Consider the following 12798-nt stretch of genomic DNA (forward strand, 5'->3'; position numbering starts at 1 on the left):
TGCACCAGACTTCGATGGATCAGAAGCGCTGGGTGTACTTCACGTAGATGAAACGACCGATATCGAATGCGCCGTAGTAGGCGTAGTCGCTGTTCGGTGCGGAGTACTGCAGCGAACCGCTGTGGTTGAACACGTTGTTCGCACCGATCGCAACGGTACCCTTCCACGGTGCCTTGTAGCTCACCTGCAGGTCGTGGAACGTATTGGCACCGGTCAGACGCAGCGGGTTCTTCTCGCCGTTGGCGTAGTTGTCCGGCTTATCGCACCAGCCCGAAGCCAGCGAGATGCAGCTTTCCTTCATGCCCGAGTAGTAACGCGAGGTGAAGTTCGCACCCCAGCTACCCAGCTCCCAGTTCAGGCTGAGGTTCGAACGCAGACGGAAGATACCAGGAGCACCAACGTTACCGATGGTGATGTTATCGCCCTTGGAGTTCTGGCCGGCCTCGTTGTACTTGGCGGTGTAGGTGCTCTGCCAGTCGATGCGGAACTGGCCGTACGGCAGCTCAGGCAGCTTGTACTTCACGCCGAGGTCGTAACCTTCGGTCTCCATCTGACCTAGGTTGGCCAGACCATAGAACATCGCCGTGATATGGCCATCGGCAGCGCGCACGATGCCGTTGCAGCGCGAGCTGTTACCCAGCACATAGCAGTCACGCAGGATGCGATCCACGCTATCGCTGATGATCATGTTGGTGACGCGGTAGTTATACCAATCCACCGCCACGTCCAGACCGGACACCCAACGCGGGCTCCACACCAGCCCCATGGTCTTGCTGCGCGAGCTTTCCGGCAGCAGGTTCGGGTTGGAACCGGTGATGAACTGATCCGGAGTCTGGCACGGCCATGTGGTGCAAGGGATCAGACCTTGGCCCAGCTGCACGTAGTTCGGCGCAACGCCCGCGCTGGTGCACGCTGCGTTACCGGCAACAGAACCCGGAACGCCGACCGAGCAAGGATCGGTGTACTTCGAAAAGCTCGAACCGATACCGCCGTGCATGTCGTCGATGGTCGGAGCGCGGAAGCCTTCAGCATAGGTGCCGCGCACCAGCAGTTCTTCCAGCGGACGCCAGGTGATGCCGAACTTGCCATTGGTGGTGTCACCAAAGTTGCTGTAGTCCGAATAACGGCCAGCCACGTTGATGGTCAGCTCTTTCGCGAACGCCTTGTCGGCCAGCACCGGAATATTCAATTCCAGATAGGCTTCGTCCAGCGTGTAGCTGCCGTTGGTGGTGGTGCTCGCTAGACCGGTAGATTCACCCGACTGGTTGAACGCATCCGGAACGAAGCGACCTTCTTCACGGCGGTGCTCAACACCGAACGCAAAGCTCAGGTCACCCGCCGGCAGGCTCATGATCGGGCCGGTCACATCGGCGTTATAAGCCGTGGTCTTGGTCACACCAGTCGCGGTGAAGGTCGGGAACAGGAACTCTTGCAGTTCCTTGCTATCCAGCGAGCCGGGGCCAGCCACGCCATTCGGCAGCAGCGGGTTCCAAGCGAAGCAGCCTTCAATCGGGCTCGTCGCGGTGCCGCAACGGGCTACGCCATTCGCGTCGATGAAGGACTGACCCAGCGCCTGGCGCGCCGCGATCAGGCTCATATCGCCACGGTTGCTCTTCACCACTTCATTGCGGTTGACCAGTGCGCCCACGCTCCAGTCGTAGGTCTTGCCAGCAACGTCAAAGAAGCCATTGACGGTCGGGGAGAAGCGCAGGGTCTTCAGCTTGCTCTGGGTGGTGCGCGGCACTTCCCACAGGCGGCGACGGAACTCGACGTCAGTACCCGGGGTCGGGCTGAACGCGCTATCGCCGGACAGCGGGGTGCCGAACGCCTGCGACTGGTACGGGTAACCGGCGATCTGCTGGCTGGTGCTGCGCTCGTTGTACAGCAGGTCGGTGTTCAGCGCGATGCTGTCGGTGAAGTCGTAGGTACCATTGATGTAGATCGACTTACGCTCAATCCCGGTCTGCAGCATCATCTGCTCATTGGCGTTGGTCTTCTCCGCCGCCGTCAGCTCATGATAATCGCCCGGATTGTTCGGGTTGCCACCTTGGTTCAGGGTGCACCATGTCATCGCTCCACCAGCGCCGCAAGGACCGTACCAAGTACCGAGCTTGGTGATCGCGCTCCAGTCACCCGGGGTCGAGTTCGGGCCCTTACCGCCGTCCTTCGAGAACCAACGATCCGCCGCCCATACCGGCTCCTGCTTGTTGTATTCCGCCGACAGCGTCAAGCTGCCGCGCTCGCCTTCAGCGCCGAGGGTGAACGAATACTGCTTGGTATCGCCATCGCCTTGGCCGTACTGGCCAAGATACACATTGGCTTCACCACCGTTGAAACGTTTGCGGGTGATCACATTGACCACGCCGGCGATGGCGTCAGAACCGTAGATGGAGGAAGCGCCATCCTTCAGCACTTCGATGCGCTCGATCGCCGACATCGGGATCTGGCTCAGATCCTGCATGCCGGAGGTGGTAGCACCAAGGCGCTTGCCGTTGAGCAGGATCAAGGTGCGCGAAGCACCGAGGTTACGGATATCGATGTAATAGCCACCCACGTTCTCGCCAGAGGCCAGCGCGTCGGAGCGGGAAATCGCCGGCGAACCCGCCGAGGTCATGTTTTGCAGCACGTCCACCACCGAGGTGAAGCCCTGCTTTTCCAGCTCAGCGCGGCTCAGCACCACGATCGGCTGCTGGGTTTCCATCTCAGCGCCACGGATGCGCGAACCAGTCACTTCAACGCGATCCAGCTCGACAACGCTCTTACCGGCTTCTTGCGCCGACGCCATCATCGGCGACAGTGCGAGGGCAACACCCAGCGACAGCAGGCTCAAGCGAGCCTTGGAATTACGAAAATTCATCAAACTCTCCAAAATATCGTTATTGGCGCGTTAAGCGCCGCAGAACATTACACGGCGAACGCAGCCTAAGAGTTTGCAAATTTCAATCAAAAACTTTGCCGATTCTGGCGGCAAAAAGAAGTCTAAATACAGCCTTAATTGAAAACGAAATTAACCACGAAATTCACGTGCGGTTACGCCAAAGCGCTGGCGAAATGCGCGCGCAAAACTGCAGTTATTGTCAAAGCCACTCGCACTGGCCACCTCAGATACCAACATATCGGTGTCACGCAGCAGCTGCGCTGCACGATCTAAACGCATGCGCGACGAGAGCGACTGCGGGCTTTCTGCATATAGGCTTTGAAATGTTTTTGTGAGGTAACAACTAGAGAAGCTCGTCAACTCTGCAAGCTCATCAATGCGCACCACGCGGTGACTATTGCCTTCCAAATACTGACGTGCGCGCTGCATGCGTCCAAACACCTGCTGCCGCCGCTGGCGCGAGCGCCCTGGGCAGCGCTGCACGGCTTCCGCTAATTCACTTTGCAACGAGGCAATATGCAGTAGCAGCGGCCTAAGTGCAGACGCCTCACCTCCATCCGCTTGAATGGCGCGCCAAAGGCGAAACAAGACACGCGTTTCAGCGTGGCTCATGCTGCCGCGCCCGGCATACAACCCAATGTGTGACTCACTGAGCATCTGCAGCGCGTCTACGCCTAGCGCGATCCCGATGCATACGCCATTACGATCCGCCGTGACATGCGGAACCGAGTCTTTTTCAAACGCGATCCACTCGTGCGCACTCAACCGAAAGCGCCCGTCTTTTGAATCCACCCATGCACTGCCGCGTAGCTGTGCCCACAGCGTAAACAGCGTACCCGACGTTTGCACGCTACCAAGCCGCGCCACACCGACGCAGCGATGCGTACTTCCTGCGGGCGGCGCTTTCTTAAAAGAAATGACTTGGCCGCGATCAACCCATAGTGGCGGCAGCACTTAACACCACCACTGAAAGCAGCGGGTGGATGTATCACAGCCAAGTAACAGCTGTGTCTCTGGCGCTGCTGCGGCTCCTGCCAAATAGCATGCAGCGATGGGGGTGTCGCTTCTGGCGTTGATGATTTGCATCTTCTCGTTGCGTTGCTACGCAAGCTTCTTTTCCTTCACATTGCCAGCTTGAAGCTGAAGAAGGAATGAGTACAAAAGCGCGAGAGTTCAAACTTTTGAAGAAAACGTATTGACAAAATGCTGGTAGCCGAACTCCGTCATAGCAAAATCGACATCGTCGTATCGCACTTGATGGCCGTCTTCAATCTTGCCAACACAAGTAAGGGGAAGGCCGAGCTGCAACGCTAACGCGTGAATCTCGTCGGAGCGTTCCGCACCGGCCGTGAAGCACAGCTCGTAATCATCGCCACCGCTGGCTTGCAGGCGATAACGCTCATCATCAGAAAATACTTCGCACAGTGCGCTACTGGCAGGCAGCGCCGTTGCATGAACGCATGCACCCACGCCACTGGCGCGGCAGATGTGCGCAAGGTCGGCCAGCAGACCATCGGAAATATCAATGCAGCTTGTTGCGATACCGCGTAATGCGCGCCCCAGCGCGACGCGCGGCGTGGGGCGATCAAGGCGTGCGCGCAATGTTGGATGCATCGTTTTGCCATGTTTCCATTGCGCAAGTGCCGCCGCTGCATCACCTAATGTGCCGCTCACCCAAATGGTATCGCCTACTTTTGCGCCGTCGCGACGCAGCGCCATACCGGGCTCAATCAAGCCTTGCGCGGTAACGGAAATGGAGAGCGGGCCTTGCGTGGTATCACCGCCAATCAGTGCAAATTGGTGCTGCTGCGCAAGGCTTAAAAACCCATCAGAGAACCCATCAATAAATGCGTCGGTTGCTTCTGGAAGTGATAGCGACACTGTGCACCAAGCCGGGCTTGCGCCCATGGCAGCGAGATCTGAAAGATTCACCGCAAGCGCCTTCCAGCCAATGTCATAGGGCGCAGTTTCGGGGGGGAAATGCACGCCCGCATTAAGCGTGTCCATGGTGACTGCCAACTGCATCCCCGGTGGCGGTGCGAGCAGTGCGCAGTCATCGCCAATGCCCAGCACCACGTCATCACGCACGGCGGCGCGCGCGCGGATGCGGGCAATCAGATCAAACTCAAGCACGGCCCACCTTAGCGCTTGGCTTCTACGCCACGCAGGATGGCGGCCGCTTTATCCAGTACGCCGTTGACATAGGTATGCCCATGCTCAGAGCCAAACCGCTTGGTGGAATCGATCGCTTCGTTGATCACCACACGGTACGGCACGTCGGAGCGGTGGATCAGCTCATAAGCGGCAATGCGCAGCGCGGCACGCTCGATGGCATCCACTTCGTCGATACCTCGATCGAGGTGATCGACTAACGCCGTATCAAGCGCCTTGACGTGACGCAGCACGCCGCGCACGAGGTCTTCAAAATACGCCAGATCGGCCACTTCATGCGCCTGTTCATGCGCGAACTGGGCAATTAGTTCGCGCTCATCCGCGCGGCTGATTTGCCATGCGTAGATCGCCTGCAGTGCACGCCGACGCGAGCGTGAACGGGCGACAGGATCAACCCCATCGGGGCGGCGGTGACGGGGGTGATTCATTGTGTATCCTCCAAAAACTTTCGCCGCAGATCGGCCATTTCGATGGCCACCAATGCGCATTCTTCGCCTTTATTACCGTGGTTGCCGCCTGCGCGCGCCAGTGCATCTTCAAACACTTCTACCGCGAGTACGCCGTTCATCACCGGCACGCCGGTGTCCAGCGCCACTTGCATCAGCCCGTTAGACGCGCCATCGGCTACCTGTTCGTAGTGCCGGGTATCGCCGCGCACCACGCAGCCAAGAGCCACGATGCCCGCATAGCGCCCGCTGCGGGCCAGTTCGCGCGCAGCTACCGGCAACTCCCACGCACCGGGCACGCGCACAACATCCACCGCCGCAAGGCTCACGCCGTTGTCGGTAAACGTTTTGCGCGCGCCGTCCACCAGCGCCTCTACAATGCGCGGGTTCCAGCGACTGGCAAGAATTGCAAAACGCGCATCGCTATGGACGCGCAGATCGCCTGCGTAATCGGTCATCGATACTCTCCGGGGGCGCCAGTTTACCGCGCCGGAAGCACGGCGTATTCCACCACTTCCAAACCAAAGCCTGCCAAACCTACCTGTCGGCGCGGCGTGCCCAATACGCGCAAGTGGCGCACGCCAAGATCCAGCAAGATTTGCGAGCCTGCGCCATTGCGCTTCCACTCGGCCAGCGCTCCAGATTTACCCGTCGCTGGTGCGGGCTGCTGGCAAATACGCGCCAGCGTGGCTTCCGCATCCGGCGTGTCACCCAGCAGCACCAACACGCCGCGGTTTTCGGCGGCGATCATCGCTAGCACGTCGCCTACCAGCGGGCCGAAATCATCGCGCCGCCAATGCAGCGCATCGGCCAAGGGATTTTGTGCTTGCACGCGCACCAGTACCGGCTCGCCATTGCCCACATCGCCGCGTACCAGCGCGTAGTGCAGGCCACGCGTCAAACGGTCGCGGTAGGTATGCAGGGTAAAACCGCCGTGGTCGGTCTCAATTGCGCGGCTATCGATGCACTCCACCGTGTGTTCGGTTTCGAGGCGATAGCGAATTAGGTCTTCGATCGAGCCGATCTTCAGCCCGTGTTCGCGCGCAAACACTTCAAGCTCTGGGCGGCGCGCCATGCTGCCATCGGCATTCAAAATTTCCACCAGCACACCGGCTGGTTCAAACCCGGCCAGCAGGGCAAGATCGGCCGCCGCTTCAGTATGCCCTGTGCGGGTAAGCACCCCACCCGGCTGCGCGGTAAGCGGGAAGATATGGCCGGGCTGGCTAAGGTCCGTCGGCTTGGCGTCGGGCCGCACGGCGGTGCGCACGGTATGCGCGCGGTCGTAGGCGCTGATGCCGGTGGTAACGCCCTCCGCCGCTTCGATACTGACAGTGAAATTGGTGTGGTGTTGCGACGTGTTGTCGCGCACCATCGGGTTTAGCCCCAACTGCGCGCAGCGCTCGCGCGTGAGCGACAGGCAGACCAAGCCGCGCGCGTGGGTCACCATGAAATTGATGTCCGATGGTTTAACCAGCTCGGCAGCCATGATGAGATCGCCTTCATTCTCACGATCTTCATCGTCCACGATGACCACCATGCGCCCGGCGCGCAGTTCATCAAGCAGCTCTGGAATCGTTGCAAAGCTCATACCCACTCCCTCGTGGCGTGCAGGCGCTCGGCGTAGCGCGCCAGTAGATCGATTTCAATATTGACGTGTGCGCCCACGTGCAGCGCATGAAACGCGGTATGCGCGACGGTGTGCGGAATTAGTGCAACCTCAAACCCGCTATCGTCGGAAGCGTTCACGGTGAGGCTCACGCCATCCACACACACCGAGCCTTTTTGCGCGATATAGCGTAATAGGGGCTTGGCCAGTTCAAAGCGCCAGCGCACTGCGCGCGCGTCGTCCCAGCGCTGGGTGGCCGTGGCAAGGCCATCCACATGGCCGCTAACCAAATGCCCACCAAGGCGATTGGTAGGCAGCAGGGCACGTTCCAAATTCACCGGCGCGCCGATCGCCAATTGGCCTAGCGTAGTGAGCGCTAGCGTTTCGTTCGAGGCATCCACCGCAAACGAGGCGGTATCAAAGGCGATCACGGTGAGGCAGCAGCCGTTCACCGCAATACTCTCGCCCAATTGAACATTGTCGAACGGCAATGTACCCACGGCAATCGTCAGGCGCACATCGCCGCCGCGCGGCTCGCGCACTGCCAGCGTTCCTACGCCTTCGACCAATCCTGTAAACACGTTCGCGCTCCTTATCAGTACACACACGACAGGGACGAACGGAGGCACGCGCCGTTATCGGCACGCACCACCCTCTTCTTGCATCCGGACTATGACCGTCGGCTCCGGCATTGAACCGGATCTGCTGACCTCAAGACGATGCCTTGAGCGCTCGCGGGCTTACACCCAATGATTAGGGTGCCTACCGCCGGTGGGGACTTACACCCCGCCCTGAAGATTTGGGCGATTCTACCACGTGCCCATGAACGGCCCGGCAATCAGGCCGGGCGCAGCAGCAGACGGAAGTCTTCGCCCACGACGGTGCTATCCACGCGGCGCATATTGAGGCGCTGCGCCATTGCATCGATATGCAGGCCATCAAACAGAGGCCGTGCCTGTTCACCCAGCAGCACGGGCGCCACATACAGCAGCAGCTCATCGACCAGCCCTGCCGACAGGAACGCCCCCGCCAATGTGGCCCCCGCTTCCAGCTGCACTTCGTTGATCTCGCGAGTGGCGAGCAGACGCAGCACGGCGTCTAAATCAAACCGAGCCCCTTTCACCGGCACCGCTGCGTGCTCGGACTGCAGCTCGCGCGGCACTTTGGCATCCGGCGCATGCAGGTACAGCGTGGGCGCGCCGCCTTCGCGCACATGCCCACGCGCCACGGTGGCAAGGCCTGGATCCAGCACCACGCGCAGCGGCGGCACAAAATCAGCGCCGTCATCGAGGCGCACGGTGAGGTGCGGGTCATCGGCCAGCACCGTTCCCGCGCCAGTGAGCAGCGCGCCACTGCGCGCGCGCCAACGGTGCACGTCACGGCGCGAAGCCTCGCCACTGATCCATTTGGAATCACCCGAGGCCATCGCGGTGCGGCCATCAAGACTGGTGGCCAGCTTCACCCGCAGCCACGGCCGCCCGCGCTCCATGCGTGTAATGAATCCGTTATTGAGTTCACGCGCCTGCGCTTCCATCAGCCCGGCTTCTACCGCAATGCCTGCCGCGCGCAATTTATCGAAACCCGCACCATTGACCTTGGGAAACGGATCACGCATGGCCGCAACGACGCGCGCCACACCCGCCGCGATCAATGCATCGGCGCAAGGCCCCGTACTGCCCGTATGCGCGCAGGGCTCCAACGTGACATAGGCGGTTGCGCCCTTGGCGCGCTCGCCTGCGGCCTGCAGCGCGAGCACTTCGGCATGCGGCCCGCCCTTGCGCTGGTGCCAGCCCTCGCCCACCACCTCTTCACCGTGCGCGATCACGCAGCCCACCATCGGGTTGGGCCGGGTGGTGTAGGCACCACGTTCGGCAAGGCGCAGCGCGCGTGCCATCAATGCGTGGTCGGTAACAGAAAAACTCGGCGGCGCTTGCTCGTTCATTTTATTTTGGGCACCTTTGTCGGCTTGCCGTGGGCATCCACACCGGGCAGTTCTAACTGTCCGTCACTGCTCGTGTGATCGCGCTCCAAACGGTCGATCTCTTCGCGGAAGTCCGCCACGTCTTCAAAACTGCGGTACACCGAGGCAAAGCGCACATAACCTACGTGGTCGAGTTTACGCAGTTCGGCCATCACGAACTCACCCACGCTGCGCGCAGGAATTTCGCGCTCGCCGGTCATGCGCACGGCGTGCACCACCGCGCGCACCGCCGCCTCGATCTGTTCTTCTGCCACCGCGCGTTTTTGCAGCGCGCGGTCGAAACTGGTGCGCAGCTTGCGCGCATCAAACGCTTCACGGCGGCCGTCGGACTTGACGATTGCCGGGAGCTTGAGCTCCACGGTTTCCAGTGTGGAAAACCGCTCGCCGCAGGCTTCACACACGCGGCGGCGGCGAATCGTGGCGCCGTCTTCGGACACCCGCGAATCGATTACGCGGGTGTCACTGTGCTGGCAGAACGGGCAGTGCACGGATTAACCGTACACCGGGAACTGCTTGCACTGCTGCTCAACATTGCCACGCACGCGGGCCAACACGGCCTCGTCTTCCGGCGCGTCGAGCACGTCACAGATCCAGCCTGCCAGCGCTTCACAATCGGCTTCTTTATAGCCCCGCGTGGTGACGGCAGGCGTACCAATGCGCAGCCCCGAAGTAACAAACGGCTTACGCGGGTCATTCGGCACCGAGTTTTTATTCACGGTGATATGCGCCTTGCCCAGCGCTTCTTCGGCCTGTTTGCCGCTCACGTCTTTGCCGATCATATCAACCAGCATCAAATGGTTTTGCGTGCCGCCGGAAACAATCTTGTAGCCACGCGAAATGATGACCTTCGCCATCGCCTGCGCGTTTTTCACCACCTGTTGCTGGTAGGCGGTGAAGGCCGGCTCCAGTGCTTCCTTGAAGGCCACCGCTTTAGCGGCGATGACGTGCATCAACGGGCCGCCTTGGATGCCGGGGAACACGATCGACTGCAGCTTCTTAGTCATCTCCTCATAGGCTTCACCGGCGGCCTGCTGGTTGGCGATGATGATGCCGCCGCGCGGGCCGCGCAGGGTCTTGTGGGTGGTACTGGTAACCACGTGCGCATGCGGCACCGGGCTTGGATACACACCCGCCGCTACCAACCCTGCAACGTGCGCCATATCCACAAACAGCCAAGCACCGATCTTGTCGGCAATGGCGCGGAAGCGCGCCCAGTCCACCACCTGCGAATAGGCGGAGAAGCCTGCCACCACCATCTTCGGCTTGTGCTCCAGTGCCAGACGCTCGACCTCGTCGTAATCGATCAAGCCCTGGTCGTTCACGCCGTACTGCACGGCGTTGAAAATTTTGCCCGAGGCATTGACCTTGGCGCCGTGGGTGAGGTGGCCGCCGTGTGCGAGACTCATGCCAAGGATGGTGTCACCCGGCTGCAGCAGGGCGAAGTACACCGCTTGGTTGGCCTGACTGCCGCTATGCGGCTGCACATTGGCGTAGTCGGCAGCATACAGCGCTTTCAGGCGATCGATCGCCAGCTGCTCGGCCACATCCACATACTCGCAGCCGCCGTAATAACGCTTGCCCGGATAGCCTTCGGCGTACTTATTGGTGAGCTGGCTGCCTTGGGCTTCCATCACGCGCGGGCTGGCGTAGTTCTCCGACGCGATCAGCTCAACGTGGTCTTCCTGACGGCGATTTTCTTCGGCAATCGCCTTGGCCAGTTCTGGATCGAAAGCAGCAAGCGTGTCGGCACGGGAGAACATTGCACAGCTCCGAGATTGGGGAAGGGGAGGAATCCGACATTGTAGCTCAGCCCCCTTATTCATCCGCTATTTAGCTGAAAACCGCCATTTTTTGCATATGCGCATAACGAAATGGCATTTAATCCCCGGCCTGTTGCTGGCCGCCGTCCCCGCTCTGTTGGCGTGGCTGGGCGGTATGGCGGCACCGATCATCGGCAGCGCCGTATTGGCCATCGTGCTCGGGGTCATCACGCGCGCGTTAATTGGGCCATTGGATACCACCGCGCCCGGCATTAGCTTTGCGGGCAAATATATTTTGCAGACGGCCATCGTTTTGCTTGGCTTCGGCCTTGATGTTGGCGAAGTCAGCCGCGTGGGGCAGGCCTCGCTCCACGTCACCCTTATTACGCTTGCTCTGGCTTTTTTCACCGCCTTTGTACTAGGCCGCACACTGCGCGTGCCGGGCAAACTGGCGGCCCTTGTTGGCGTAGGCACCGCTATTTGTGGAGGCTCAGCGATTGCCGCGGTGGCGCCCATTTTGCAGTCCGACGAGCACGACACAGCGTTCGCCCTGTCCACGATTTTTCTGTTCAACCTCGTTGCCGTGCTGATTTTTCCTCCGCTTGGCCACCTCCTCGACATGGGGGCGAACCAATTCGGACTTTGGGCAGGCACGGCGATCAACGACACTTCATCCGTCGTAGCGGCAGGCTATGCGTTTAGCCGCGAAGCAGGCGACTACGCGGTGATTGTGAAACTGGCGCGCGCCAGCATGATCGTCCCCGTGTGCCTGCTTGCTGCGGCGGCAATGGCGTGGCACAACAAACAACACCCTATTGAAAATAGCGGCGCAACCGCAGCTCAGCGCAGCAGCGTAGTGCCGTGGTTTATCTTGTGGTTTATCGCCGCATCCGCCGCACGCAGCGCAGGATGGGTACCCAGCAGTGTGCTGAACGGGCTGCACCTTGCCAGCACATTAGCAATGGTGCTGGCACTTGCCGCGATTGGCCTCTCCACCGACCTGAAGCGCATGCGCGCCACCGGTCCGCGCCCTATTTTGCTGGGGCTTGGGGTCTGGGCGGCGGTCGCCCTCGGAAGTCTGGCTGTGCAAGCGCTATAATGGGAGGTTAATTAGGAGCCTCCATGTCCTCGCAATACATCTACACCATGAACCGCGTGTCCAAGGTGGTCCCGCCCAAGCGGCAGATCATCAAGGACATTTCGCTCTCCTTCTTCCCCGGCGCCAAGATCGGCCTGCTCGGCCTGAACGGCGCCGGCAAGTCCACCGTGCTCAAGATCATGGCCGGGGTGGACAAGGATTTCGACGGCGAGGCGCGCCCGCAGCCCGGCATCAAGGTCGGCTACCTGGCGCAGGAGCCGGAGTTGAACCCCGAGCACACCGTGCGCCAGGCCGTTGAAGAAGGCGTGGGCGAAGTGCTGCAGGCGCAGGCGCGACTGGACGAGGTCTATGCCGCCTATGCCGAAGAAGGCGCCGATTTCGACGCGCTGGCCAAGGAACAGGAGCGGCTGGAAGCGATCCTCGCCGCCGGCGATGCGCACACCCTGGAGAACCAGCTGGAAGTGGCCGCCGATGCGCTGCGCCTGCCGCCGTGGGAGGCCGTGGTCGGCAAGCTGTCCGGTGGTGAAAAGCGCCGCGTGGCGCTGTGCCGCCTGCTGCTGCAGAAGCCCGACATGCTGCTGCTCGACGAACCGACCAACCACTTGGACGCCGAATCCGTCGAGTGGCTGGAACAGTTCCTGCACCGCTACACCGGCACCGTGGTGGCGGTCACCCACGACCGCTACTTCCTCGACAACGCCGCCGAGTGGATCCTCGAACTGGATCGCGGCCGCGGCATCCCGTGGAAGGGCAATTACACCGATTGGCTGGTGCAGAAGGACGAGCGCCTGAAGCAGGAAGAAAACCAGGAAAAGGCGCGCCAGAAGGCGATCCAGAAAGAATTGGAGTGGTCGCG

The 12798-nt window shown here is 60.9% G+C and carries 12 protein-coding genes and 1 riboswitch; of the genes, 2 read left to right on the plus strand and 10 right to left on the minus strand.

Features of this window, described 5'->3' with window-relative positions; translation table 11 throughout:
* Positions 1-19: 19 nt before the first annotated feature.
* From KUL77_RS11950 to glyA, 10 genes are all read right to left on the minus strand, one after another.
* Positions 20-2857, minus strand: coding sequence for a TonB-dependent receptor (locus tag KUL77_RS11950; RefSeq protein ID WP_297147492.1), 2838 nt, complete (start codon positions 2855-2857; stop codon positions 20-22).
* A 150-nt stretch (positions 2858-3007) separates the two neighbouring features.
* On the minus strand, positions 3008-3832 hold the full coding sequence (locus tag KUL77_RS11955; protein WP_343231550.1) for an AraC family transcriptional regulator: 825 nt from the start codon (positions 3830-3832) through the stop codon (positions 3008-3010).
* Positions 3833-4051: 219 nt separating this feature from the next.
* Positions 4052-5011 (minus strand): thiamine-phosphate kinase, encoded by a 960-nt coding sequence (gene thiL / locus KUL77_RS11960; protein WP_297147495.1) that lies wholly within the window; start codon positions 5009-5011, stop codon positions 4052-4054.
* Between the two features lie 8 nt (positions 5012-5019).
* Positions 5020-5478 (minus strand): transcription antitermination factor NusB, encoded by a 459-nt coding sequence (gene nusB / locus KUL77_RS11965; RefSeq protein WP_297147497.1) that lies wholly within the window; start codon positions 5476-5478, stop codon positions 5020-5022.
* Positions 5475-5954 (minus strand): 6,7-dimethyl-8-ribityllumazine synthase, encoded by a 480-nt coding sequence (gene ribH / locus KUL77_RS11970; RefSeq protein ID WP_297147500.1) that lies wholly within the window; start codon positions 5952-5954, stop codon positions 5475-5477. Before ribH ends, nusB begins: the two co-directional genes overlap by 4 nt.
* Positions 5955-5977: 23 nt before the next feature.
* Complete coding sequence (gene ribB / locus KUL77_RS11975; RefSeq protein WP_297147503.1) at positions 5978-7084, minus strand: 3,4-dihydroxy-2-butanone-4-phosphate synthase; 1107 nt, start codon at positions 7082-7084, stop codon at positions 5978-5980.
* On the minus strand, positions 7081-7683 hold the full coding sequence (locus tag KUL77_RS11980) for a riboflavin synthase (RefSeq protein ID WP_297147506.1): 603 nt from the start codon (positions 7681-7683) through the stop codon (positions 7081-7083). The genes ribB and KUL77_RS11980 overlap by 4 nt, the downstream gene beginning before the upstream one ends.
* Positions 7684-7751: 68 nt before the next feature.
* Positions 7752-7905: riboswitch (FMN riboswitch) on the minus strand.
* 35 nt (positions 7906-7940) lie between these two features.
* The gene (ribD, locus tag KUL77_RS11985) at positions 7941-9044 is read right to left on the minus strand and encodes a bifunctional diaminohydroxyphosphoribosylaminopyrimidine deaminase/5-amino-6-(5-phosphoribosylamino)uracil reductase RibD (protein WP_297147509.1); all 1104 of its coding nucleotides are present in this window, start codon (positions 9042-9044) and stop codon (positions 7941-7943) included.
* Positions 9041-9571 carry a transcriptional regulator NrdR gene (gene nrdR / locus KUL77_RS11990; protein WP_297147513.1) on the minus strand — a complete coding sequence of 177 codons (531 nt, stop codon included), beginning with the start codon at positions 9569-9571 and terminating at the stop codon, positions 9041-9043. The genes ribD and nrdR overlap by 4 nt, the downstream gene beginning before the upstream one ends.
* A gap of 3 nt (positions 9572-9574) precedes the next feature.
* Complete coding sequence (glyA, locus tag KUL77_RS11995) at positions 9575-10843, minus strand: serine hydroxymethyltransferase (RefSeq protein WP_297147516.1); 1269 nt, start codon at positions 10841-10843, stop codon at positions 9575-9577.
* A 97-nt stretch (positions 10844-10940) separates the two neighbouring features.
* On the opposite strand from glyA, the gene KUL77_RS12000 reads away from it, so the two are divergent.
* Positions 10941-11942, plus strand: coding sequence for a putative sulfate exporter family transporter (locus KUL77_RS12000; protein WP_297147519.1), 1002 nt, complete (start codon positions 10941-10943; stop codon positions 11940-11942).
* Positions 11943-11965: 23 nt separating this feature from the next.
* Positions 11966-12798: ATP-binding cassette domain-containing protein (locus KUL77_RS12005; protein ID WP_297147522.1), on the plus strand; the 833-nt coding region annotated here is incomplete at its 3' end.

This window comes from Thermomonas sp. (assembly GCF_019104945.1).
Lineage (GTDB): Bacteria > Pseudomonadota > Gammaproteobacteria > Xanthomonadales > Xanthomonadaceae > Thermomonas.

What these genes read in the sequence shown, in the direction of transcription:
- ribB (WP_297147503.1), bottom strand. Translation starts at nt 7,084, where the DNA reads ATGAGCTTTGCAACGATTCCAGAGCTGCTTGATGAACTGCGCGCCGGG.
- KUL77_RS12000 (WP_297147519.1), top strand. Translation starts at nt 10,941, where the DNA reads ATGCGCATAACGAAATGGCATTTAATCCCCGGCCTGTTGCTGGCCGCC.
- ribD (WP_297147509.1), bottom strand. Translation starts at nt 9,044, where the DNA reads ATGAACGAGCAAGCGCCGCCGAGTTTTTCTGTTACCGACCACGCATTG.
- ribH (WP_297147500.1), bottom strand. Translation starts at nt 5,954, where the DNA reads ATGACCGATTACGCAGGCGATCTGCGCGTCCATAGCGATGCGCGTTTT.
- nusB (WP_297147497.1), bottom strand. Translation starts at nt 5,478, where the DNA reads ATGAATCACCCCCGTCACCGCCGCCCCGATGGGGTTGATCCTGTCGCC.
- glyA (WP_297147516.1), bottom strand. Translation starts at nt 10,843, where the DNA reads ATGTTCTCCCGTGCCGACACGCTTGCTGCTTTCGATCCAGAACTGGCC.
- KUL77_RS11950 (WP_297147492.1), bottom strand. Translation starts at nt 2,857, where the DNA reads ATGAATTTTCGTAATTCCAAGGCTCGCTTGAGCCTGCTGTCGCTGGGT.